Source organism: Pseudomonas anatoliensis (genome assembly GCF_017976235.1).
GTDB lineage: Bacteria > Pseudomonadota > Gammaproteobacteria > Pseudomonadales > Pseudomonadaceae > Aquipseudomonas > Aquipseudomonas anatoliensis.
Genome location: NZ_JACVHC010000006.1, coordinates 17,132 through 41,520 on the forward strand (window position 1 = coordinate 17,132; position 24,389 = coordinate 41,520).

Consider the following 24,389-nt stretch of genomic DNA (forward strand, 5'->3'; position numbering starts at 1 on the left):
TTAGGGGAGAGTCAAGGCTTTCAGCAGCGCCTTGGCGTAACTCGGCAGCGCGCTGAAATCTCTGGCGCAGAGCATCAACGTGCGGCGCGCCCAAGGCTCGTCGAGGGCAACGCTTTTGAATGAGCGTGGCGTTGCGCGCTCGACGGCAGCCAGCGGCACGATCGCCACTCCGGCGCCGTGGCCAACCATGCGCATCACGCCGTCGAAACCGTCGGCGCGGATGCGGATCTGCATGCGCGAGCCGCTGTGCAAAGCCTGTTCTTCAAGATAGATCGCCAGTGCGCTGTCGGCGCTCAGTCCTACGAAGTCGTAGCGCAAGGCATCACTGAAACTGACCTCGACGGCGTCAGACAACGGGTGATCCAGCGGCAGAATCAGTACCAGCGGATCGTCGCGAAAGGGCTGGGCTTGCAGGTCGCTGGTGTCGACCGCGTCGGAAACAATCCCAAGATCCGCCGCCCCCTGTCGCAAGGCGTGGGTGATGCGGGCGCTGGGCAGCTCTTGCAGATCGATGTCGAGATTGGGATGGCTGCGCAGGAAGTCCGCGAGCACTTCCGGCAGGTACTCGGTGATTGCGGTGGTATTGCACAACAACCGCACCTGACCTTTGACGCCTTGCGCGTACTCGGCGAGATCCTGCTGCATGCGTTCGGCTTGTTGCAGGAGGATGCGTGCGTGGTGGGCCAACGCTTTGCCGGCCGGCGTCGGGGTGACACCGCGGCGACCGCGTTCCAGAAAGTCAGCGCCGAGTGAGGCTTCCATTGCACGAATTCGCGCACTGGCCGCCGCGAGCGAGAGGTGACTGCGAGCGGCGCCGGCGGTGATGTTGCCGGTGTCGAGGATTTGCAGGTAGAGGCGCAGGTCGGTGAGGTCGAAGTGCATGTTGTCAGCCTGGGTTTGCAGTGTCTGGACTGGCCCTATCGCTGGCAAGCCAGCTCCCACAGGGTTTTGTGTGTACTCAGGTTTTGAATGCAACCGATAAACCTGTGGGAGCTGGCTTGCCAGCGATGGGGCCAGTTGCCTTAATGAATTTCTAAGCCTCTTGCATTGGCAGAGGCAGCCTCAGTATATGGCAGATTTCCAGCCCGACTCATCTGGCGCACAGTTGCGCCATGAACACACTCGCAAGCTTCTACCAGAACCTCGGCCTGACCCTTTCCTTGCTGGTCATCGCCACCTTCATGCTCGCCGGTCTGATCAAAGGCGTCATTGGCCTCGGCCTGCCTACCGTCGCCATGGGGCTGCTCGGTCTGGCTATGGCGCCAACACAGGCTGCCGCGTTGCTGATTATCCCGGCAACGTTAACCAACGTCTGGCAATTGGCGTTCGGCGGTCACTTGAAAGGATTGATCAAACGCCTCTGGCCGATGCTCTTGATGATCTTCCTCGGCACCGCTATCGGCACATTGTGGATCGGCATGGCCGGCGGACATTGGGTGGTGCGCGGATTGGGGGCGGCGCTGTTGCTGTATGCGTTGAGCGGGTTGTTCCTGCCGACGCTGCACATACACCCGCGCCATGAGCCATGGCTTGCCCCGGTCTGCGGGGCGATCACCGGCATCATCACCTCGGCCACCGGGGTCTTCGTGATTCCGGCAGTGCCGTACCTGCAAGCGCTAGGCTTGAATCGCGATGAACTGGTGCAGGCGCTCGGGCTGTCGTTCACCGTCTCGACCCTGGCGCTGGCCGGCGGCTTGCTCTGGCGTGGCGCGTTGGGTGGCGGCGAATTGAGCGCTTCGCTGCTGGCGCTGATTCCGGCAGTGCTTGGCATGTTGCTCGGCCAATGGCTGCGTCAGCGAATCAGCGCGGTGCTGTTCAAGCGCGTGTTCTTCATCGGTCTGGGCGCGCTCGGCGCCCACTTGCTGGTCAGCGGCTAGCCGAAGATTCGCTGAGCATGTCGATCGCGCGAATGTCGAAATCCCGCTCCAGATAGTCCATGCGCTGCTCGGAAAACTCCTTCATGTGCGGCAGGTTCGAGTGCACATCCAGATGCGCCTGGGATTCCCAGATCTCGTAGAAGATGAACAGCGTCGGATCTTCTTTATCGCGCAGCATGTGGTATTCGATGCAGCCCGGCTCGGCGCGGCTTGGCTCGACATAGGCGCGGAACAGCGCTTCGAAGGCCGCGGATTTCTCCGGGCGGGTCTTGGCGTGCAGGATGAAACCCTGGCGTTCACTCATCGATAAAACTCCTCAAGTTCAGATGGCGGCCAATCCTACGGCAACAATCTGCGTCCGATTCGTGCGTTTTACTCAAATGTATTTTGCGCAACCACGGCTTATTCCGCGCGAGGCGGATCGTTAATCTGCCGCCATTCCATTTTTCCCTTCTCCCTCCAGCCCAGTGGCTGCGCCGAGGCTTTCTCATGAAAAAAGTTTTGTTACTCAATGGCGGTAAGAAATTCGCCCATTCTGACGGTCGCTACAACACCACCCTGCACGAAGCTGCGCTGAGCGTGCTGGATCGCGGCGGTGTCGACGTCAAAACGACGTTCATCGACGAGGGTTATGACGTCGCTGAAGAAGTCGCCAAATTCCTCTGGGCAGACGTGATCATTTATCAGATGCCGGGCTGGTGGATGGGCGCGCCGTGGACAGTAAAAAAGTACATTGACGAAGTCTTCACCGAAGGCCACGGCAGCCTCTACGCCAGCGATGGTCGCACCCGTTCCGATGCGTCGCAGAAGTACGGCAGTGGTGGTCTGGTCCAGGGCAAGCAATACATGCTGTCGCTGACGTGGAACGCCCCGCAGCAAGCGTTTGATGACCCGACTGACTTCTTCGAAGGCAAAGGCGTGGACGCGGTGTACTTCCCGTTTCATAAGGCTAACGAGTTTTTGGGCATGACCGGGTTACCGACGTTTCTGTGTGTCGATGTGATGAAACGTCCGAACATTGAAAATGATGTGGCGCGCTACGAGCAGCATTTGAGTGAGGTGTTTGGCCTCAAGGCTTGAGTGGTTTCGGGCTACTATCGGTTGTAACAGCAAAAGATCGCAGCCTTCGGCAGCTCCTACAGGGGAACGCATTTCACTGTAGGAGCTGCCGAAGGCTGCGATCTTGGCGATTTCAAAGAGGACACCCGTGAAAGCCAGATCCGATGAGTTGCAGATTTTCGTCTGTGTGATCGAGTGCGGTTCGATTTCCGCCGCTGCCGAGCAGGTCGGGCAGACGCCGTCGGCGGTCAGTCGCACGCTGTCGCGGCTGGAAGCCAAGCTTGATACCACGCTGATCAACCGCACCACGCGGCGCATGGACCTGACCGAGGAGGGCAAGTATTTCTTTGAGCAGGCCAAGCTGATTCTCGATCAGATGGAGCAACTCGAAGAACGCCTGTCCTCACGCCAGCAAACCCCGTCCGGACGCCTGCGGATCAACGCCGCGTCGCCGTTCATGCTGCACGCCGTCGTGCCCTACATCGACGAATTCCGCCGGCTCTACCCGGACATCCAGCTCGAACTCAACAGCAATGACCTGATCATTGACCTGCTGGAACAAAGCACCGACGTCGCCATCCGTATCGGCACGCTCGCCGACTCGACATTGCATGCGCGTTCGCTGGGTTGCAGTCCGCTGCTGATCGTCGCCAGCCCTGCCTATCTGAAAAAACACGGCACGCCGCTGCAAGTCGCCGAACTGAGCGAGCACACCTTGCTCGGATTCACCCAGAACGAAGGCCTCAATCAGTGGCCGTTGCGTTACGTGCACGGTGACCGCTGGCCCATCACCCCAGCCATCAGCGCCTCCAGCGGCGAAACCGTTCGGCACTTGGCGCTGGAAGGACAGGGCATCGCCTGCCTGTCGCACTTCATGACCATCGACGACATCCGCGCCGGGCGTTTGAAGGTCGTGCTAGCGGAATTCAACAGCGGTTATCGCCAACCGATCAACGCCGTTTACTACCGTAACTCGCAACTGGCGCTGCGCATTCAGTGCTTCCTCGACTTCATCCAGAGCAAACTCGCAGCCTACGCCAGCGCCGATTTCAAAGGTTGATTCGTGACCTCTGCGCAACAGTGATTTGGGCGAGCGCGGGTTTTTCGGCCGCCGTCGTCGGTCGATACTCGTTCCATCACTTACTCACGCAGGGAGTTTCTCCATGAACGTATTCGTCACCGGCGCTGCCGGTTTTATCGGCGGCTCCATCGCTACCGGTCTGGTTCAGGCCGGGCATAACGTCACGGGTCTGGTGCGCAGCGCCGAACAGGCCGATGAACTCAAAGCACTGGGCATCACCCCGGTGATCGGCACCCTCGACGACCAAACACTGCTCGCCGAACAGGCCCGCGCCGCCGACGCAGTGATCAACGCCGCCAGCAGCGACCATCGCGCAGCGGTTGAGGCCTTGCTCGATGCATTGCGCGGCTCCAACAAAGTATTCCTGCACACCAGCGGTTCGAGCATCGTCGGCGATGCATCCGGCGGCAAGTCGAGCGACGTCATCTACTACGAAGACAACCTCCCCGAGCCGACCGTCGACAAAGCCGCACGCGTGGCCATCGACAACCTGATCCTCGATGCAGCGAAGGACGGCGTGAACTCGGCCGTCATCTGCAACACCCTGATCTACGGCCACAGCCTGGGCGTCAACCGCGACAGCGTGCAATTGCCGCGCTTGCTGAAACAGGCGCGCAAAAGCGCTGTGGTTCGCCACGTCGGCACGGGTCAGAACATCTGGTCCAACGTACACATCGAAGACGTCGTCGCCCTGTACCTGCTGGCGCTGACCAAAAACGTCGCGGGCACGTTCTACTTTGTCGAAAGCGGCGAAGCGTCGTTCATCGACATGACCACCGCCATGGCCGAAGCCCTGAATCTGGGCCAGCCACAAGACTGGCCACTTCCGGATGCCGAAGCCGAGTGGGGTTATGAAATGGCCAACTACGGCCTCGGCTCCAACAGCCGGGTACGCGGCAAACACGCCCGCGAAATGCTGGGCTGGACGCCGAAACGTACATCGGTGGTTGAATGGATTCGTAACGAAATGGTGTGATTCTTTCAACACCACAATACCTGTGGGAGCCAGCCTGCTGGCGATAGCGGCTGATCATCCAGCATCAATGTTGAACATGACGCCGCCATCGCTGGCAAGCCAGCTCCCACAAGTTGTCCGCTTTCTGTCTGAAGAAATTTGATCAAACTGTGGGAGCGAGCTTGCTCGCGAAAGCGGTGGATCAGTCGACAGAGATGTTGAATGTGACAACGCCATCGCCAGCAGGCTGGCTCCTACAGGTTGTCCGCATTCCACCTGAAGAAACTCGATCAACTTGTGGGAGCTGGCTTGCCAGCGATAGCGGCTGATCATCCGACATCTATGTTGAATGTGAAAACGTCATCGCCAGCAGGCTGGCTCCTACAAGTTGTCCGCATTCCACCTGAAGAAACTCGATCAACTTGTGGGAGCTGGCTTGCCAGCGATAGCGGCTGATCATCCGACATCTATGTTGAATGTGAAAACGCCATCGCCAGCAGGCTGGCTCCTACAGGTTGTCCGCATTCCACCTGAAGAAACTCGATCAACTTGTGGGAGCTGGCTTGCCAGCGATAGCGGTCGACCAGTCAGCATCTATGTTGAACGTGCCGCCGCCATCGCTGGCAAGCCAGCTCCCACAGGGTTTTGTGTTTGGCAAAAGAGCATGAAAATCCCGCCCCCCAATTTTCATTAATCACGACAAGACATATCCATCCGCGACACGCCTTGCCTCTCCACGAAAATTACTTTCATGCGGTTTGAAATCTCGATCTCGAAATGATTTATGAGTTTCACAACCCATTCGAACGTGACCCTTTCGAGGAGTACCGCATGACGCCTTCTTTCGGCTATTGGCTGCTGGTTTATGCCGCCGTGGCCATCATCGCTTTGATCGTCTTGATCGCCCGTTATCGGCTCAATCCGTTCATTGTCATCACGCTGATTTCCATTGGTCTGGCACTGGTGGCGGGGATGCCGCCGTCGGGTGTGGTGGGAGCGTATGAGGCCGGGGTCGGCAAGACGCTCGGGCACATTGCGCTGGTGGTGGCGCTGGGGACGATGCTCGGCAAGATGATGGCCGAGTCCGGTGGCGCGGACCAGATGGCGCGCACGTTGATCGATAAGTTCGGCGAGAAGAACGCGCACTGGGCGATGGTCTGCATCGCGTTTCTGGTCGGGCTGCCGCTGTTCTTCGAAGTGGGTTTTGTGTTGCTGGTGCCGATTGCGTTTACCGTGGCGCGACGGGTGGGTGTGTCGATCCTGATGGTTGGTTTGCCCATGGTTGCCGGCCTCTCGGTGGTGCATGCATTGGTGCCGCCGCACCCGGCCGCAATGCTGGCGGTGCAGGCGTATCAGGCGTCGGTCGGGCAGACCTTGTTGTATGCGATTGCCATCGGGATTCCCACGGCGATCATCGCCGGCCCGCTGTACGCCAAATTCATCGTGCCGCGCATTCAGTTGCCGGCGGATAACCCGCTGGAAAAACAATTTCTCGACCGCGAACCACGCGACAAACTGCCGAGCTTCGGCATTACCATGGCGACCATTCTGCTGCCGGTGGTGCTGATGTTGATCGGTGGTTGGGCCAACCTGATTTCGACGCCGGGCAGCGGTTTCAACCAGTTCCTGTTGTTCATCGGCAACTCGGTGATTGCGCTTTTGCTGGCGACATTGCTGAGCTTCTGGACGCTTGGGATTGCCCAGGGTTTCAACCGCGAATCGATCCTCAAGTTCACCAATGAATGCCTGGCGCCGACTGCCAGCATCACCTTGCTGGTCGGCGCGGGCGGTGGTTTGAACCGGATACTGGTCGACGCTGGCGTCACCGATCAGATTGTCGGTCTCGCTCATGAATTTCATCTGTCGCCGCTGCTCATGGGTTGGCTATTTGCCGCTCTGATGCGTATCGCTACCGGTTCGGCAACCGTGGCGATGACCACCGCGTCCGGCGTGGTCGCGCCCGTGGCCATTGGTCTGGGATATCCACACCCCGAACTGTTGGTGCTGGCGACCGGCGCCGGGTCGGTTATCTTTTCCCACGTCAACGACGGCGGCTTCTGGTTGATCAAGGAATACTTCAACATGACGGTCGCGCAGACGTTCAAGACCTGGACCGTGCTTGAGACGTTGATCTCGCTGGTCGCTTTCGGTCTGACCGTCGGCCTTTCTTACCTGCTGTAACCGGAGTCCGTCGCCATGGACATCCTCTACCAGATCCGCGCCCGTCAGGATTCCTTCAGCGCCGGCGAAGGCCGCATCGCCCGTTTGATGCTAGATGACGTCGGCTTTGCCGCCTCCGCCAGTCTCGAAGAGCTGGCGCAACGTGCCGAAGTCAGCACCGCCACATTGTCGCGATTTGCCCGCACCGTCGGTTGTCGTGACCTGCGTGATCTGCGCCTGCAACTGGCCCAGGCCAGCGGCGTGGGCAGTCGTTTTCTCGACCCGGCGGGCACGCCTGAACAGTCGGCGTTTTATGGCCAGATTGTCGGCGATATCGAAACCACCCTGCGTCAGCACTTGGCCGGGTTCGACGAATCACGCTTCGTCGATGCGGTAAAACTGCTCGGCCAAGCGAGGATGATTCACGCCTTCGGCATGGGCGGCTGCTCGACCTTGTGCAGCGATGAATTGCAGGTGCGTCTGGTACGGCTCGGCTATCCGATTGCGGTCTGCCACGACGCGGTGATGATGCGCGTCACCGCCGCCAGCCTCAACGCCGAACAGGTCGTCATCGTCTGCTCGCTGACCGGCATCACCCCGGAGCTGCTGGAGACCGTCGAACTGGCGCGCAACTACGGCGCGCGCATCCTTGCCATCACTCGCGCCGACTCGCCGCTGGCGGAACTGGCCGACATCGTCCTGCCGCTGCAAGGCGCAGAAACATCGTTCATCTACAAACCGACGGCAGCGCGTTACGGCATATTGCTTGCCATCGACGTGCTCGCGACCGAGCTGGCGCTGGCCAGTCCTGAAGACAATCAAGAACGTCTGCGGCGCATCAAACTCGCCCTCGACGAATACCGTGGCGGCGACGATCACCTGCCGCTGGGAGACTGACATGCTGTACGACACCCTGATTCGCAACGCCCTGATCATCGATGGCAGCAACACGCCCGGTTATAGCGCTGACGTGGCGATTCTCAACGGTCGAATCGAGCGCATCGGCGACTTGCACGATGCCAGCGCCAGCGAAGAAATCGACGCTGCCGGCCGCGTGCTGGCGCCGGGTTTTATCGACGTGCACACCCACGACGACACCGTGGTCATCCGTCAGCCAGAGATGTTGCCAAAACTCAGCCAAGGCGTGACCACGGTGATCGTCGGCAATTGTGGAATCAGCGCGTCGCCGGTCAGCTTGAAAAGCAATCCGCCGGATCCGATGAACCTGCTCGGCACCGCCGCGGCGTTTGTTTATCCACGCTTCAGCGATTACCGCGCAGCGGTCGAAGCGGCCAACACCACGTTGAACGTTGCCGCGTTGGTGGGGCACACGGCGCTGCGCAGCAATCATCTCGACGACCTGTTTCGCACCGCAACCCCTGCCGAAATCGCCGCGATGCGCGAGCAGTTGCGCGAAAGTCTTGAGGCTGGCGCGCTTGGATTATCCACAGGTCTGGCTTACGCCAGCGCCTATAACGCCTCCACCGATGAAGTCATGCAACTGACCGAAGAGCTGACGGCATTCGGTGCGGTTTACACCACTCATCTACGCAGCGAATTCGCCCCGGTGCTGGAGGCGATGGATGAGGCGTTTCAGATCGGGCGCCACGCCAAATCGCCAGTGATCATTTCCCACCTCAAGTGTGCCGGTGTCGGCAACTGGGGGCGCAGTCCGCAATTGCTCGCCTCACTGGAAGAGGCAGCGAAAACCCATCCAGTCGGCTGCGATTGCTATCCGTATGCGGCGAGTTCCTCGACGCTGGATTTGAAACAAGTCACGGACGCCCACCGCATCACCATCACCTGGTCGACGCCGCACCCGGAAGTCAGTGGCCGCGACCTGATCGACATCGCCACCGAATGGAACGTGCCGCTGCTCGATGCCGCCAAACGCCTGCAACCGGCGGGCGCGGTGTACTACGGCATGGACGAGGCCGATGTAAGAAGAATCCTCGCGCACCCGCTGTCGATGGTGGGCTCTGACGGACTGCCGGAAGATCCGTTCCCGCACCCACGCCTGTGGGGCGCTTTCCCACGGGTGCTCGGACATTTCAGTCGTGACGTCGGACTGTTTCCGTTGCACACGGCGGTGCACAAGATGACCGGTCTGTCGGCGGCGCGGTTTGGCTTGAAGGAAAGAGGCGAGATTCGTGAGGGAAACTGGGCGGACCTGGTGTTGTTCGATCCGGCGACCGTGCGCGATGTGGCGGATTTCCATGATCCGCAACGGGCGGCGCAGGGGATTGACGGGGTATGGATCAACGGTGTTTTGAGTTACAGCGATGGTCAGGCGAATGGCAAGAGGGAAGGGCGGTTTCTTGCGCGGGAAGGAGATTTGCGCAAAGGTTTCAGTTAATCGGAAACTCCTGTAGGAGCTGCCGGAGGCTGCGATCTTTTGATCTACGTCTCATAGTGGCACTGTGCAATTAAAGAAACTCCATCCCAAGCCGAAGTGCTGACATCCAGCCCGGTTACACTCTTGGGCCAACCAGTCAGGGAGCACCCCATGAGCTTCGGCAAAACTACCCCGATCCTGCGGATTTTCGATGAAGCCAAAGCCGTAGAGTTCTACGTCGACTTCCTCGGTTTCAAGATCGACTGGCAGCATCGTTTCGAAGCGAACTTCCCGTTGTATCTGCAGGTATCGCGTGGCGAATGCGTGCTGCATTTATCCGAGCATCATGGCGATGCCTCGCCGGGTTCGGCGTTACGCATCGAGACCGATGAGCTTGAGGCGTTTCAGCAGCAATTGGTGGCCAAGGAATACAAGTTTTCGCATCCGCAGATACAGGCGACGCCGTGGGGCAGTCAGGACATGACCATTGCCGATCCGTTTGGTAATCGGTTGGTGTTTACCAATGCTATTTGTGTGTGAGCTTGGAATCCCCTCACCCTAACCCTCTCCCAGAGGGAGAGGGGACTGACCGAGGTGTCATGCGCTGTACATCGACCTGAAAGATTTGCAGCGATTATGGATTCACAGCGGTATTTGCAGGTCGGCGTAACTCGCCAGCATCCCTCACCCCAGCCCTCTCCCCCCGGGAGAGGGCTGGGGTGAGGGTAAAAAAATCGCAAGCCAAACAAAAAGCCCACTGCCAAACCACTACGGTCTGCCAGCGGGCTTTTTCGCTACTCAGTCGGCACTAATCTGTCCAGTACCCGGTTAACCGCCAACTCTGCCAGCATCACCACCTGAGCGATGCCTTGCAGGGTTTTGCGGTGGGTGCCTTCCACCATTGCGACGTGGTTTTGAAGCATGACGGTGGCCGAGCCGAGCGTTTCACTGGCATCCACCAGCAGGGATTCGTTATCGGACTCGGGGCTGGCCATGTACAGCGCGTTGGGTTTGTAAGGCGTGGCCATGATCTCGGCGGTTGGTGGGCCGAGGTAGTGGTCGAGGGCGCGTTCGGCGGCTTCGTGGAATTTCTTTGAATCGGGGGATTCGTAGGGCGAGGCCGGGTCGGTGACCGGCGGGTTTGGCGTGATTTTGAACATAGCTGTGTTCCCGTTGTTGAGCGGCAACCCTTTTGCTACTAAACGAAAGGGTGGCAGCTGTACGCAGGTTAGTAGACCGGGGAACCCAGCTTAAGCCGGCGCGCCGAAGCGCCCTGCGTACAGCCACCATGAAGCTCAGGTACGAGAGCACCTGTGATGAATGTACGACCAGCCGAGTTACCGCGGGCTACTAAACCCGATCACTGGAAATCAGTGACGGATCCAAGTTACGCAGCAAGGCCAGGGCGCACAAGCCGGCGGATTCTGGCTTAGGCGTAGGCAGCGGCGCAAGGATTTGTGGGTGGTTTCGCGTAACGCTGAGTGTCCTTAAACGTCTGCGCTAAAAGATGTTTATTGCGATCGGAAATTTGGGATTTGCCTGTCGGGTTTTTGGTGCGGCCACTGACGCCATCGCTGGCAAGCCAGCTCCCACAGTGACCGAGTCGTACACAGAATTTGTGGTTCACCGAGAAACCTGTGGAAGCTGGCTTGCCAGCGATGAGGCCCGCACAATCACCCCCGATGCGTCTGCCGAAACTCCCCTGGCGGCATCCCGCGCCGGCTCTTGAACGTGCGATGAAACGAGCGCGGTTCGGTAAACCCCAAATACTGCGCAATGTCCTGAATCGGCAACGTGCTGTTCAACAGATAGTGCTCAGCCAACTCCTGGCGCAGATCATCCAGAATCTGCTGATACGACGTCCCCGCCTGATGCAATTGGCGCTGCAACGTGCGCACCGACACAGCCAGCTGCTCGGCCACCTGCTCCTTGCGCGGCAGTCCCTCCTTGAGCAATTGACGCAAAATGCTCTTCACCTGTTGCGCAAGCGACGCATCCTCCAGGGTCGCCATCAAACCCATCGCATGCTCTTCCAGCGTGCGCAGCAATTGCGCATCGGCCTGACGCAGCGGCAACTGCAAATACGCCGGCGGCACAATCAACGCCGAATACGGCTGATCGAACAGCACCGGGCAATCGAAAAACGCTTCGTACTGCGCCAGCGTCACCTCGTCTGGACACGAATGTTCCAGCCAGACTGCCGCTGGCGACATCTGCGTATCAGCAATCCAGCGCGCATATTGCAGCCACGAACCGAGGACGTTCTCCACCAGATGCCGACGAATCCGCGGGCGCTGATAGCGGCAGGTCCATATCAGGTGTACTTGGCCATCCTGCATCTCGGCGCGGCTGACGCCCATGTCGCCCACCAGTTTCTCGAACGGCATGATGCGGCTCATCGCATCGCCCAGGGTCGCGCAGTTCATGGTGATGTAACCCAAAACGCTCCATGAATTGGGCAGCACAAAATTCGCTGCGTTGAGCCCGAACAGCGGATCGCCCGAGTGCTCGCAGAAATAGTCGAGCAACTTTTCATGCGCCTCACCCGGCAAGCGCAGGGTGTTGTCGCTCAACTGCTGCGCCTGCAACCCGGCCGCCGCCAACGCAGGCTCGATGGCCATGCCCAATTGCTCGGCATGGCGCAGGTACTTGAGCAGCGGCGGAACGGAGGTGAAGCCGAGCGATTGCATGATCGTATTCCCTTGATCAAAGCGTGCATGAGCGGATGAATGCCTGAAAGGTAATTTGAAACCACGGCTAAAGTAAATGGCTGACGCTTGCGCGACGTTTGACTCAATTGGCTACACGAACTGGCCGGATGCGACCGTGACACTTTTCGGCCGCCGACTAGTATGGACGCCTGAAATATCGCTGATAAGAACCGAAAAAGGACACACGCATGCGACGCTGGAACGGCTGGGGAGATGCAACCACGGTGGTCGAACTGCCGGCCCAGGGCGCGAGTTTTCTCGCCGAACGGTTGGGCGACGGTCGAGCGCTGCCCGATGCGACGCTGGAAACGGCGCTGGCCCGCGTGCCTGAATCGCGGTTGCGGGCTCACACGTTGTACAGCGTCGATGCTCATGACCGGTTACTGCACGCTCGCGGCCAGAGCCTGCCGGATTGGCTGGCGTTGCGCGAAGGCACGTTGGGCAATTATCCCGATGCGGTGGCGTTCCCTGAGACGGCCGAGCAGATTCGCCAATTGCTGGTGCTCGCCCATGAACAAGACCTGTGCCTGATTCCTTACGGCGGCGGCACGTCGGTGGCCGGGCACATCAATCCGCCGGATTCCGCACGGCCGGTGGTGACGGTTTCGCTGGCGCGGATGAATCGTCTGATCGACCTTGATGAACAAAGCTTGCTGGCAACGTTCGGCCCCGGTGCCAGTGGTCCACAGGTGGAAAGTCAGTTGCGGGCGCGGGGTTACACGCTGGGGCATTTTCCGCAGTCGTGGGAGCTGTCGACGTTGGGCGGTTGGGTTGCCAGCCGTTCCAGCGGCCAGCAATCGCTGCGTTATGGACGGATCGAGCAATTGTTCGCCGGGGGCACGCTGGAAACGTTCGCCGGCCCTCTGCAAATCCCCACGTTCCCGGCTTCGGCCGCCGGCCCCGATCTGCGTGAAGTGGTGTTGGGCTGCGAGGGCCGTTTCGGGATCATTTCCGAGGTCAAGGTGCGGATTAGCGCACTGCCCGCCGATGAACGTTTTTACGGTGTATTTCTGCCCAGTTGGACCAAAGCGCTGCAAGCCATCCGCCAATTGGCTCAGGCGCGCGTGCCGCTGTCGATGCTGCGCCTGTCCAACGCGGTGGAGACCGAAACGCAACTGGCGTTGGCCGGTCACCCGCAACAAATCGCCTGGCTGGAAAAGTACCTGAGCCTGCGCGGCGCAGGCGAGGGCAAGTGCCTGCTGACCTTCGGCGTGACCGGCAATCGTCGGCAAAATGCGCTGTCGCTGAGGCAAGCGCGGCAGCATCTCAAAGCCTTTGGCGGCGTATTCACCGGCACCTTGCTCGGCAAGAAATGGGCACAGAATCGCTTCCGTTTCCCGTACCTGCGCGAGAACCTGTGGAACGCCGGTTACGTGGTCGACACCCTCGAAACCGCGACCGACTGGAGCAACGTCGACAACCTGCTCACTCTCATCGAAAACAGCCTGCGCGATGCCTTGGCCGCTGAGGGCGAGCGGGTGCATGTGTTCACTCACCTGTCCCACGTTTACGGTGAAGGGTCGAGCATCTACACCACCTACGTGTTTCGCCCGGCGGCGGATTACCCCGCGACGCTGGCGCGCTGGCAGGCGCTCAAGCACGCGGCCAGCCAGACCATCGTCGACAACCACGGCACCATCAGTCACCAGCACGGCGTGGGCAAGGATCACGCGCCGTACCTGCTGCGCGAGAAAGGCGCGCTGGCGATGGACACCTTGCAGGCGCTGAGCCGGCACTTCGATCCGGCCGGGCGCCTCAACCCCGGCACGCTGTTGCCGGAGTGACGGCCATGACTGCGCACTGGAACGCCGCGTGGCGCCAGCAGGTTTTGCCGACGCTGGCCGATCAGACCTGGGATCTGATCGTCATCGGCGGCGGTATCAGTGGCGCCGGAATCCTGCGTGAAGCCGCGCGCCGTGGCTGGCGCTGCCTGCTGCTGGAGCAGCGCGATTTTGCCTGGGGCACGTCCAGCCGATCTTCAAAAATGGTCCATGGCGGTTTGCGCTACATCGCCAAGGGTCAATGGCGATTGACCCGCGACTCGGTACGCGAGCGTCAGCGCCTGCTTGACGAGGCGCCGGGGCTGGTCGAGCCGATGAGTTTCATGATGCCGCACTATCGCGGCGGCTTTCCCGGGCCACGGGTATTGGGTGGTTTGCTTTCGGTGTACGACGCTCTGGCCGGGCGGCGCAGCCACCGTTTTCATGACGCGCAGCAACTGCGATATCTGGCGCCGGGGGTAAAGGAAACCGAACTGCTCGGCGGCACCTGTTTTGTCGATGCGCTGACCGATGATGCGCGGCTGGTGATGCGTGTATTGAGCGAGGCGCGGGCCGACGGCGCGGTGGTGCTAAACGGCGTGCGCGTTGAGCATCTGCTGCGTGAGGACGGGCGCGTGCGCGGGGTTCAGGTTGAGGACTGCGAGGCTGGCGCGTCCCTGCAATTGCGCTGCGGCGTGCTGGCCGTGGCAACCGGCGCCTGGGCTGAACGCCTACGACCAGCCGAGGCACCACGGCAGTTGCGCCCGTTGCGCGGCAGTCATTTGTTGTTGCCGGGCTGGCGACTGCCGGTGGCGCAGGCGTTCACCTTTTTGCATGAGCGTGATCGGCGACCGGTGTTTGTTTTTCCGTGGGAAGGCGCGACAGTGGTCGGCACCACGGATCTGGATCATCACGAAAATCTGGATCAAAGCGCGAGCATCAGCGCTGAAGAACTCGACTATTTGTTGGCGGCTTGCACGCAACAGTTCCCCGGCGCCGAAGTGGTTGCCGCCGATGTGCTATCGACCTGGTCGGGCGTGCGTCCGGTGGTCGGTGGCGCGGGGGCGAATCAAGACAAACCCTCGAATGAAACCCGTGAGCACGTGCTGTGGCAAGAGCCGGGTTGCGTGACCCTGGCCGGCGGCAAACTGACGACGTTTCGCCCGCAAGCCATCGAAGTACTCAAGGCTTGCGCGGCGATGCTTGATCGGCCGTTTGATGATGACGCCGCGCCGGTGTTCGCCGCCGTGCCGCCGCTGGCGATCGCGGGACTTGGCGCGCAGCAGTGGCGACGTCTGGCTGGCCGGCATGGCCGGGACCTGCCAAGGCTGGCGCAACTGCTCACGGAACTGGGCCACGACACGGTCGGCAACACCGACACCTTGTGGGCTGAACTGGCCTTCGCCTGCGAAGCAGAAATGGTCCTGCACCTCGATGACCTGCTGCTGCGCCGCACCCGATTGGGCCTGTTGCTGCCACGCGGTGGCGAAGATTATTTCGCCGCCATCCGCCAACTCTGTCAGCCGCGACTGGGTTGGAGCGACGAATACTGGCAGCATGAATTACAGCGTTATCAGGCGTTGTGGCAGCGCCATCACGGTTTGCCGGATGCCACGCCTTGATGCCCCTTGAAGAGAGCTCCATGGATAACCACCCGAACAAGCGCTACCTGCTGGCTATCGACAACGGCACCCAAAGCGTGCGCGCGCTGCTCTTCGATTTGCAGGGTAATTTGCTCGGTAAAGGCAAAGTCGAGCTGCAGGCCTATTACTCGGCGCAACCGGGCTGGGCCGAGCAAGACCCGGAATATTACTGGGCGAAACTCGGCGAGGCCTGCCAGCAAGTCTGGCAACAAACCGGCATTGATCGCTCAGAGATTGCCGGCGTTTCCCTGACCACGCAGCGCGGCACCGTGATCAATGTCGATGCCGAAGGCAAACCGTTGCGCCCGGCGATTCTGTGGCTCGATCAACGCCAGAGTGAGGTCGAAGGCGGGATAAAAGGGCCGTGGGGCTGGTTGTTCAAACTGGTCGGTGCGCAGGTCACCGTGGATCATTTTCGCGCCCAGGCCGAGGCCAACTGGATCGCCCGCCATCAGCCCGAAGTGTGGGCGGCGACCGACAAGTTTTTGCTGCTCTCGGGGTTTCTCACCCATCGCTTGTGCGGGCGTTTTGTAGATTCGGTGGGGTGTTGCGTCGGCTACTTGCCGTTCGACTTCAAACGCTTGAAGTGGGCCGCGCCGAGTGACTGGAAATGGCAGGCCCTGGCTGTGCGCCCCGAGCAACTGCCGACCCTGCACAAACCCGGTGAAACCCTCGGCTACATCACCGCGCAAGCCAGCCGCCACACCGGAATTCCCGAAGGGCTGCCGCTGATTGCGGCGGGGGCCGACAAGGCTTGCGAGGTGGTCGGTTCCGGCGTGGTCGATGCGAGCACGGTGTGCCTGTCTTACGGCACCACGGCGACGATCACCAGCACCCGCTCGCGCTATCTGGAAATCGTCCCGCTGATCCCGCCTTATCCGTCGGCGGTGCCGGATCAATTCAACTGCGAGGTGATGATTTATCGCGGTTACTGGATGGTCAGCTGGTTCAAGAACGAGTTCGGTTTGCGCGAGATGCAGCAGGCGAAGGAGCAGGGCATCGAGCCCGAGCAATTGTTCGATGCATTGGTGGAGGCGGTGCCACCGGGATCGATGGGTTTGATGCTGCAACCCTACTGGTCGCCAGGCATTCGCGAGCCGGGCGTGGAGGCGAAAGGCGCGATGATCGGCTTCGGCGATGTGCACACCCGCGCGCATATTTACCGGGCGATTCTGGAAGGGCTGGCGTATGCCTTGCGCCAGGGCCTGGAGAACATCGAGCGGCGTTCGAAGGTGTCGGTCAAACGGCTGCGTGTTGCTGGCGGCGGTTCGCAAAGTGATGCGGCGATGCAGCTGACGGCGAACATTTTTGGCCTGCCCGCCGAGCGTCCGCACGTGTACGAAGCGTCCGGCTTGGGCGCGGCGATTTGCTGCGCGGTGGGGTTGGGACTGCATGCGGATTTCCCCACGGCCATCGCGGCGATGACCCGGGTGGGCGCGATGTTCATGCCGCAGCCTGAGGCGCAAAAAATCTATGAGCAGCTGTACAAAGAGGTCTACCTGCGCATGTATCGCCAGCTCAAGCCGCTGTACCAAAGCATCCGGAAAATCACCGGCTACCCCGCCTGAAAAAACACCGCAACCCCCCCTGTAGGAGCTGCCGAAGGCTGCGATCTTTTGATGTTGATCTTAAAAAACAAGATCAAAAGATCGCAGCCTTCGGCAGCTCCTACAGGGGAGAGGGGCAAATTGCGACGACGCTCATATGGCGCTATCGGAGACCTTTTCTGGTGAGATTGGACAGTGTCAGCGGCGGGGTCGGTTGTTAGGCTCATCCCCCTCGGCATCTCCAATAAGAATCACAAGCAATGAAGCTGACATTCCTCCTGTTGCTGCTTTTTGCAACGGCCCCGACCGCTTGGGGCTGGTCGAACCATACGGTGGGCAGCTACCTGGCGTTGCAGGATTTGCCAGCGCTGCGTGATGCTTCAGACATTGAAGTCGAGCCGCTGGAGCAGTTTCTTGCGCAGCAATATCCGGCCGTGGTTGCGCTGCTCGAGCAACAGGAAAGCTTCGCTCGCGAGCACTTCGCCCAATACCCTCCGCGCCCCGACAATCTGCAATTGCCCGCCGTGCCGGGGGACAATCTGCGCCACGATTTCTTCACCGCGCTGCGCATCAATCCGCAGATCCATCTGGCGATGGTGATCCAGCCTTTGCCGGGCAAGGATCTGCCCGACCGCGAGCACTTCAGCGCCGAGCAAGTCATGGTCGAGCAGACGCTCTCGCCGTGGAATCGGCAGCGCTTCATCGTTGTCGCTGAAGGCGAAAAAGTCGCGCCCCTTGCGGTGCTGGCCAGCGCTGCCGACGAGCCGGATTACGGTCACGACATCAATCTGTTCAGCGACAACCCGGGCGAAGTCGGCGCGGTATACGGCTTCGGCCCGCAGCCTTTTGGCGATGCGCGGTATCAGTACAGTTCCCAGGCGCCTTTCCACATGGGCTTCTTCCACGAGAGCCCGGTGGTGTATGCCGCTGCCGGTTTTCTTGAGCGCAGTTGGCCGCACTGGCGCGCGTATCAATACATGGGCCTGGCGCGACTGGCGTTTGCCAGCGGCCATCCCTACTGGGGCTATCGCTTCCTCGGCTGGGGCCTGCACCACGTCCAGGACCTGACCCAGCCGTATCACGCCAAGCCGTTGCCCGGCGTCGATCTTGCCAGTCTGCTGCTGTTGGAAGGTAAGGCGCTGGCCGGTTTTGCGGGCGACAAACAGGCGTCAATCGAGCGTGTTGCGACGCGGCATATGGAGGTCGAGAAATACCAATCGACCTGGCTGCGACGCTTGCTGCGCGCCGGGCAAGCGCATCCGATGCTCGACGCTTACACCGATTTTTCCCAGGACAAACAGTATCCACCGTACTCCGTGGACTACCTGCGCGAGGTGGTCAGCGCCGAGTCTGTTGATGACTCCGCCGCGTTCGATGAAGCCATCGGCCAGTGGCTGGAGACGGCGCCGGTCACCAATGATTTCAGCAGCGGCAATCAGTTGCGCCGGGAAGATTTCGACCATCCGGCACTCAATCAACAGCTGTTCAGACTGCTCGGCCATTTCGGCGCGCACAGCCGGATTTATGTCAGTGCGGGACTAGCGCCCTAGCCATCGCGGCAGGACCAAAAACAATAAAAAACAGGGAAGGAGGAAGAGATGATCAACACTCGATTGCGCCTGTCTGGTGCGGTGCTACCCGGTGTCGGCCTGGCAGGGCTGCTGCAACTCTGCGCGGTCGACGGGGTGCAGGCCGCCGAGTTCAGTGTGCTGGATAAACAGGTCACCGGTTCGTTCGACACGACCTTGTCCTATGGTCGCTTGTGGCGGGTGCAGGGCCGCGACAAAACCAACGATGACGTCAACACCAACGACGGTAATCGCAACTTCGACACCGGACTGGTTTCCGAGGTGTACAAGATCACCTCGGAGCTTGAGGCCAACTATCAGAACTACGGCCTGTTCGTGCGCGGCACCGCGTTCTACGACACCCAACTGATGGACAAGCGCAACGATTACTACCGCAACAACAATCCGTCACAACCGAGCCAGAGCTACCCGCAGGACGACCGCTTCACCAGCCAGACCCGCGACATCGCCGGCACCCGGATCGAGATGCTCGACGCTTACGTCCACGGCAGTTGGGACGTGGCGCAGATGCCGGTGACGGCGCGCGTCGGCCGTCAGGTGTTCAACTGGGGCGAGGGGATTTTCTATCGCGGCGGCATCAACACCACCAATCCGGTGGACGCGGCCAAGTACCGTTTGCCCGGCGCCGAGGTCAAGGAAGTGCTGGTGCCGGTGGAGGCGCTGAGCTTCAACATCGGCCTGACTGACAGCCTGACCCTGGAGAGTTTCTACCAGACCAACTGGAAGGAAACCCGCATCGATCCGGTCGGCACGTTCTACTCGCAAACCGATCTGTTCGCCGACGGTGGCAACACCGGCTACAACGATTTCAGCGGCACCGCTCTCGACACGCCCGTGCCAGGATTTGGCAACGTCATCGGTCTGTACAGCGCATTGGGCAACAACCCGTTGCTCGGCCCCGTCCTGCAATCCACCGGGCTGTACGCCAACGGTGTGACCCCGGCGTACGGCAACACGCTCAAAGTGGCGTCCGTCGGCAAGGACTACAACGCGCGCAACGACGGCCAGTTTGGTTTTGCCTTTCGCTACATCGCCGAACAGCTCAACAGCACCGAGTTTGGCCTGTACCTGGTCAACTACCACGCCAAGGAACCGACCATCGCGGCGGATCTGGGTGGGTACAACGGCATCGATATGAACGCCCTGACCAACCTGTTGGCCGGTGTCGCCGGCAGTCAGGCCGGGGCACTCGCCGATGGTCTGGCCACGGCGGATGTGATGGGCAACATCCAGGCGCATCGGCGCTATGCCGAAGACATTCGCATGTACGGTTTCAGCTTCAACACCACGTTGGGCGAGGCCTCGGTGTTCGGTGAAGTGGCCTATCGACCGAACCTGCCCATCGGCGTTGCGGCCACCAACGACCTGATCGGCGATCTGGCCAACGGTGCGGCTGCGGCGGTAACGGGCCAGTCGATCAATGTCGGCGGGCAAATGGTCACCCTCGACAGCCAGATCAACAACGCCGAGCGCGTTGAAGCGTTCAATACCTCGTTGGGCACCATCTACAACTTCGGTCCGACCGGGTCGTTCGACTCGCTGTTCGGCATCTTCGAACTGGCCTCCGAACACCTGCGCGGCAGCAATCTGCAATACACCGCTTTCGACGGCAGCAATCGTTACTACGCCGGCACCGGTAACTATTCCTATGTGTCCGGCGGTGAGCGTGACGATCAGGTCAACCGCGATTCCTACAGCTACACGGCGATGCTCAACGGCACGTGGAACGACGTGTATGCCGGGGTCAACGTTTCGCCGTACGTCGTCTACAAGGATGATTTCAAGGGCAACAGCTATCAGGCCGGCAACACCATCGAAGGTCGCAAGGCCTACACACTGGGGATCAAGGCCAACTACCAGAACAAGCTCGAGGCCGAGTTGCAGTACACCGAGTTCTACGGCGGCGGGCAGAACAACGGCATTCGCGATCGCGACAACGTCGGGTTCAACCTCAAGTATTTCCTTTGATTGCCCAGAACAAATCTTGCGGCACCCCGGCCCCCTGCGGGAGCGGGCTTGCCCGCGATGACGGCAGCACATTCGACATCAATGGTGGCTGATCCACCGTAATCGCTGGCAAGCCAGCTCCAACAGGTTTCTGCATTCTGGAGAAGATCATGTTTCACATTTCAAGGCTGACAAAAACATCACTAGCGTTGTTGCTAAGTTTGGCCGCCGGCACTGCACTGGCCGCCATCACCCCCCAGCAAGCCGAGCAGTTAAAAACTACCCTGACCCCCATGGGCGCCGAGCTTACCGGCAACGCCGCCGGCACCATCCCCGCCTGGACCGGCGGCATCACTCAGGCCCCGGCAGGCTACAAACCGGGCCAGCATCACCCGGACCCGTTTGCGGCGGACAAACCGTTGTTCACCATCACCAAAGCCAATCTCGATCAGTACAAATCCCATCTCAGCCCGGGCCAGATTGCACTGTTCAACAGCTACCCCGACACCTTCCAGATGCCGGTCTATCCTTCGCGTCGATCAGGTTCTGCACCGCAATGGCTGTACGACAACACCCTGAAAAATGCGACCTCGGCCAAGTTGCTCGACGGTGGCAGCGGGTTCTCCGATGCCTATGGCGGCGTGCCGTTTCCGGTGCCCAAGGATGGCGTCGAAGTGCTTTGGAATCACATCACCCGTTACCGCGGCATCTACGTTGTACGTCGCGCCTCCGAGGCGCCGGTCCAGCGCAACGGCAGCTTCGCGCTGGTGACCTCGCAGCAGGAAGCGCTGTTCAACTATTACCGTCCCGGCGGGCAGTTCGCCGACCTGAAAAACATCCTCTTCTACTACGTGGCATTTGTGAAAAGTCCGGCACGGCTGGCGGGCGGTGCAGCGCTGGTGCACGAAACCCTCGATCAGCTCAAGGATGCGCGCCAGGCCTGGATCTACGACGCCGGCCAACGCCGCGTGCGCCGCGCGCCGAACCTTGCGTACGACACGCCAATCGCCTCGTCCGATGGCCTGCGCACTGCCGACGACACCGACCTGTTCAACGGCTCGCCGGATCGCTACGACTGGAAGCTCAAGGGCAAGCAGGAAATCTACATCCCCTACAACAACTACAAAGTCGCCAGCCCCGACGTGAAGTACGCGCAACTGCTTACCCCCGGTCACCTCAACCCGCAATTCACCCGCTATGAGCTGCACCGCGTGTGGGTGGTGGAAGGCAACCTCAAACCCGGTTCGCGGCACATTTATTCCAAGCGCGTGCTGTTTCTGGATGAGGACAGTTGGGGGGCTGCGCTGGTCGATCAATACGACGGGCGAGGGGAGTTGTGGCGCGTGTCGATGGCCTACCTGAAAAACTTCTACGACCTGCCCACCACCTGGAGTGCGCTCGACGTTTTCCACGACTTGCAGGCGCGCCGTTACTACGTGCAGAACCTCGACAACGAAGAATCAGAAACCGTCGACTTCGCCCAACCTGTGCCTGAGGACGCGTACTTCATGCCGTCGGCATTGCGCCAACGCGGCACCCGCTAAAGCGCCACACAACATCCCCTGTAGGAGCTGCCGCAGGTTGCGATCTTTTGATCCTGGTTTTAAAAACAAGATCAAAAGATCGCAGCCTGCGGCAGCTCCTACATAAGGCGGGGAAATTCTGAGGTGTCTGTTCTAACGCAATCGCGGGCAAGCCCGCTCCCACACGTTCTGAGTCGAACACAACATTTGTGAACGACTCAGAACCCTGTGGGAGCGGGCTTGCCCGCGATTGGTTTATTGCTTCAGCGCGAAATCAACTTCAAACGCGGAAGTGGCTCACCATCTGCTGCAATTGACCACCCAGGCGCGCCAGTTCAACGCTGGACTTGGCGGTTTCATCGCTGGCGGCGGCAGTCTGCTCAGACACGTCGCGCACGTTGATGATGCTGCGGCTGATCTCTTCGGCCACGGCGCTTTGCTGTTCGGCAGCGGCGGCGATCTGCTGGTTCATCGACTGGATGTTCGACACCGTGCGGGTGATGTTTTCCAGCGATGCACCGGCCTTGCGGGTCAGGGCGACGCTGCTGTCAGTCAGGGCGCGGCTGTTGTTCATCACTGCCGAGACTTGCTGCGTACCGTTCTGTAAACCGGCGACCAGGCCTTCGATTTCTTCGGTGGATTTCTGCGTGCGCTGAGCCAGACCACGGACTTCGTCGGCGACCACGGCGAAACCACGACCGGCTTCACCGGCACGTGCCGCTTCAATCGCGGCGTTGAGTGCCAGCAGGTTGGTCTGTTCGGCGACGGCTTTGATCACGTCCATGACGCTGCCAATCTTGTCGCTTTCCTGTTGCAGCACGCTCATGGCTTCGGTGGAACGCACCACTTCGCTGGCCAGACGCTCAATCTGCGTGATGGCCTCGTTCACGACCTTGTCGCCTTCACGGGCTTCGCCGTCAGCCGCAGCGGCTGCTTGCGAAGCCTCTTCGGCGTTGCGCGCGACTTCCTGCACGGTGGCAGTCATCTCGTGCATGGCGGTGGCGACCTGATCGGTTTCGATCTTCTGGCTGTTTACACCGGCGCTGGTCTGCTCGGTAACGGCCGACAACTCTTCGGCAGCACTGGCGATTTGGGTCACGCCGTCGCGGATGCCGCTGATCAAGTCGCGCAGGGTGACGCCCATGCGCGCGATGCCTTGTTGCAGCACACCGAGTTCGTCGCGGCGGGTAACGGTAACGTTCTGGGTCAGGTCGCCGCTGGCGATGCGCTCGACCACGGCCAGGGTTTCTCGCAGTGGGCGGGTGATCTGACGGGTGATGATGACCGCGGCAATCACGCCAACCAGCAGGGCCAGCAGGGTGCTGATCAACTGGAAGGTACGCGCCTGAGCGCTTTCGATGTCGCGACGATCGAGCTGAATCTGATACAGCTGCTCGCTCAGGGTCACGATGGTGGCGCCCTGATCGGTCATTTCCTTACGCGCCTGCACGGCTTCGCTGTTGGCGTTTTTATAAGCCATCAACGCGCTGCGATAATTGGTCAACGCCGTTTCCAGCTGACGCAGGGCATCTTGCTGAGTATCAGCGAAATGCACGTTCAGCTGTTTGAGACTGGCGATCGCCACGTCGATCTGGCCGATGGCCTTCTGCTCGGTTTCGGCGTTGGTGGTGGCGGTGTAACCGCGCACTTCATAGCGTGCGAGGATGAACGCTTCCTTTGCGGCACTGATGGCCTGGAACTGCTCGAACCGCTGCTCGCTCATGTCCATTTGCTGAACGCGCTTGCTGATCGATTCGATCAAGTTGTATGCGGTATCGGCGTTGACGCCCATGGTGTCGCGCGCAGTGTTGCCGGTGCGATACGCGTTACGCATTTTGTTCAGGGACGTCTGGTACTCGGCGATGGTCGCCGCCTGCGCCTTGAGCAGTTTGACGTTTTCCGGGCTCTTGAAGCTGCTGATGAGCTTCTGCTGTTGCGCGGCGAAGCCGTCGAGGGTGGTCTGCACATTCTGCGCGGCGGTTTCGTCGCCGTTGGTCAGCATGTATTGCAGGCGCACCACGCGCAGTTTGGTCAGGCCGGAGTTGAGCTGGGTGATGTCGCTCATCCAGTTACTGCGGTCAATCAGGCCGCCCAGGCTGGTCCAGCCGGTCAGTGCCAGAACGCAGGTCAGTGCCAGGACAAGGCCGAAGCCCAGGCCCAGTTTCATGTTCACGCTGATGTTGCCGAACCAGCTATTCATCA

The 24,389-nt window shown here is 60.4% G+C and carries 20 protein-coding genes and 1 pseudogene; 14 read left to right on the top strand and 7 right to left on the bottom strand.

Features of this window, described 5'->3' with window-relative positions:
- A complete protein-coding gene (locus ICA16_RS19730; RefSeq protein ID WP_210554465.1) occupies positions 1-882 on the bottom strand; it encodes a LysR substrate-binding domain-containing protein in 882 nt (293 codons plus the stop codon).
- Positions 883-1,112: 230 nt separating this feature from the next.
- Here ICA16_RS19730 and ICA16_RS19735 point away from each other — a divergent pair, with 230 nt between their 5' ends.
- Entirely contained in the window at positions 1,113-1,877 is a 765-nt protein-coding gene (locus ICA16_RS19735; RefSeq protein WP_210701315.1) for a sulfite exporter TauE/SafE family protein, read from the top strand.
- Here the strand turns inward: ICA16_RS19735 and ICA16_RS19740 are convergent.
- Positions 1,867-2,181, bottom strand: coding sequence for a putative quinol monooxygenase (locus ICA16_RS19740; protein ID WP_150617054.1), 315 nt, complete (start codon positions 2,179-2,181; stop codon positions 1,867-1,869). The two genes, ICA16_RS19735 and ICA16_RS19740, sit on opposite strands and share 11 nt — an antisense overlap.
- A 185-nt stretch (positions 2,182-2,366) precedes the next feature.
- On the opposite strand from ICA16_RS19740, the gene mdaB reads away from it, so the two are divergent.
- The 3 genes from mdaB (at position 2,367) to ICA16_RS19755 (ending at position 4,993) form a co-directional block, all read left to right on the top strand.
- A complete protein-coding gene (mdaB, locus tag ICA16_RS19745; protein WP_150617055.1) occupies positions 2,367-2,957 on the top strand; it encodes an NADPH:quinone oxidoreductase MdaB in 591 nt (196 codons plus the stop codon).
- A gap of 127 nt (positions 2,958-3,084) precedes the next feature.
- The gene (locus ICA16_RS19750; protein WP_150617056.1) at positions 3,085-3,996 is read left to right on the top strand and encodes a LysR family transcriptional regulator; all 912 of its coding nucleotides are present in this window, start codon (positions 3,085-3,087) and stop codon (positions 3,994-3,996) included.
- Between the two features lie 103 nt (positions 3,997-4,099).
- Entirely contained in the window at positions 4,100-4,993 is an 894-nt protein-coding gene (locus ICA16_RS19755; RefSeq protein ID WP_210701316.1) for an NAD-dependent epimerase/dehydratase family protein, read from the top strand.
- Positions 4,994-5,047: 54 nt separating this feature from the next.
- Here ICA16_RS19755 and ICA16_RS28220 read toward each other — a convergent pair whose 3' ends face one another.
- Positions 5,048-5,305 carry a hypothetical protein gene (locus ICA16_RS28220; RefSeq protein WP_228734202.1) on the bottom strand — a complete coding sequence of 86 codons (258 nt, stop codon included), beginning with the start codon at positions 5,303-5,305 and terminating at the stop codon, positions 5,048-5,050.
- A 498-nt stretch (positions 5,306-5,803) separates the two neighbouring features.
- Here ICA16_RS28220 and ICA16_RS19765 point away from each other — a divergent pair, with 498 nt between their 5' ends.
- The 4 genes from ICA16_RS19765 to ICA16_RS19780 all read left to right on the top strand — a co-directional run bounded on the left by ICA16_RS19765 (position 5,804) and on the right by ICA16_RS19780 (position 10,007).
- Positions 5,804-7,153, top strand: coding sequence for a GntP family permease (locus ICA16_RS19765; RefSeq protein WP_115148412.1), 1,350 nt, complete (start codon positions 5,804-5,806; stop codon positions 7,151-7,153).
- A 15-nt stretch (positions 7,154-7,168) separates the two neighbouring features.
- Entirely contained in the window at positions 7,169-8,029 is an 861-nt protein-coding gene (locus ICA16_RS19770) for a MurR/RpiR family transcriptional regulator (protein WP_210701317.1), read from the top strand.
- A gap of 1 nt (position 8,030) precedes the next feature.
- Positions 8,031-9,488, top strand: a complete 1,458-nt coding sequence (locus ICA16_RS19775; protein ID WP_210701318.1) for an N-acyl-D-amino-acid deacylase family protein — start codon at positions 8,031-8,033, stop codon at positions 9,486-9,488.
- A gap of 150 nt (positions 9,489-9,638) precedes the next feature.
- A complete protein-coding gene (locus ICA16_RS19780; RefSeq protein WP_150595137.1) occupies positions 9,639-10,007 on the top strand; it encodes a glyoxalase superfamily protein in 369 nt (122 codons plus the stop codon).
- Positions 10,008-10,261: 254 nt separating this feature from the next.
- On the opposite strand, the gene ICA16_RS19785 is transcribed toward ICA16_RS19780, so the two are convergent.
- Both ICA16_RS19785 and gliR read right to left on the bottom strand, forming a co-directional pair.
- Entirely contained in the window at positions 10,262-10,627 is a 366-nt protein-coding gene (locus ICA16_RS19785) for a DUF6124 family protein (protein WP_210701319.1), read from the bottom strand.
- Between the two features lie 513 nt (positions 10,628-11,140).
- Positions 11,141-12,157 (bottom strand): AraC family transcriptional regulator GliR, encoded by a 1,017-nt coding sequence (gene gliR / locus ICA16_RS19790; protein WP_210701320.1) that lies wholly within the window; start codon positions 12,155-12,157, stop codon positions 11,141-11,143.
- A gap of 209 nt (positions 12,158-12,366) precedes the next feature.
- Between gliR and ICA16_RS19795 the strand changes: the two genes are divergently transcribed.
- From ICA16_RS19795 to ICA16_RS19820, 6 genes are all read left to right on the top strand, one after another.
- On the top strand, positions 12,367-13,962 hold the full coding sequence (locus tag ICA16_RS19795; RefSeq protein WP_210701321.1) for an FAD-binding oxidoreductase: 1,596 nt from the start codon (positions 12,367-12,369) through the stop codon (positions 13,960-13,962).
- A 5-nt stretch (positions 13,963-13,967) separates the two neighbouring features.
- Positions 13,968-15,560 carry a glycerol-3-phosphate dehydrogenase/oxidase gene (locus tag ICA16_RS19800; RefSeq protein WP_210701322.1) on the top strand — a complete coding sequence of 531 codons (1,593 nt, stop codon included), beginning with the start codon at positions 13,968-13,970 and terminating at the stop codon, positions 15,558-15,560.
- A gap of 20 nt (positions 15,561-15,580) precedes the next feature.
- Positions 15,581-17,149, top strand: coding sequence for an FGGY-family carbohydrate kinase (locus tag ICA16_RS19805; protein WP_210701323.1), 1,569 nt, complete (start codon positions 15,581-15,583; stop codon positions 17,147-17,149).
- A gap of 239 nt (positions 17,150-17,388) precedes the next feature.
- Positions 17,389-18,678, top strand: coding sequence for a phospholipase C/P1 nuclease family protein (locus ICA16_RS19810; RefSeq protein ID WP_210701324.1), 1,290 nt, complete (start codon positions 17,389-17,391; stop codon positions 18,676-18,678).
- 48 nt (positions 18,679-18,726) lie between these two features.
- Complete coding sequence (locus tag ICA16_RS19815; protein WP_210701325.1) at positions 18,727-20,685, top strand: DUF1302 domain-containing protein; 1,959 nt, start codon at positions 18,727-18,729, stop codon at positions 20,683-20,685.
- Positions 20,686-20,834: 149 nt separating this feature from the next.
- Positions 20,835-22,208, top strand: coding sequence for a DUF1329 domain-containing protein (locus tag ICA16_RS19820; RefSeq protein ID WP_210701326.1), 1,374 nt, complete (start codon positions 20,835-20,837; stop codon positions 22,206-22,208).
- Between the two features lie 259 nt (positions 22,209-22,467).
- Here the strand turns inward: ICA16_RS19820 and ICA16_RS28530 are convergent, their stop codons facing one another.
- Both ICA16_RS28530 and ICA16_RS28535 read right to left on the bottom strand, forming a co-directional pair.
- The gene (locus ICA16_RS28530) at positions 22,468-23,331 is read right to left on the bottom strand and encodes a methyl-accepting chemotaxis protein (RefSeq protein WP_411959666.1); all 864 of its coding nucleotides are present in this window, start codon (positions 23,329-23,331) and stop codon (positions 22,468-22,470) included.
- Positions 23,326-24,387 (bottom strand): annotated as a pseudogene (locus ICA16_RS28535) (methyl-accepting chemotaxis protein); the annotation flags it as partial. The gene ICA16_RS28530 and the pseudogene ICA16_RS28535, both read right to left, overlap by 6 nt.
- Positions 24,388-24,389 lie beyond the last annotated feature (2 nt).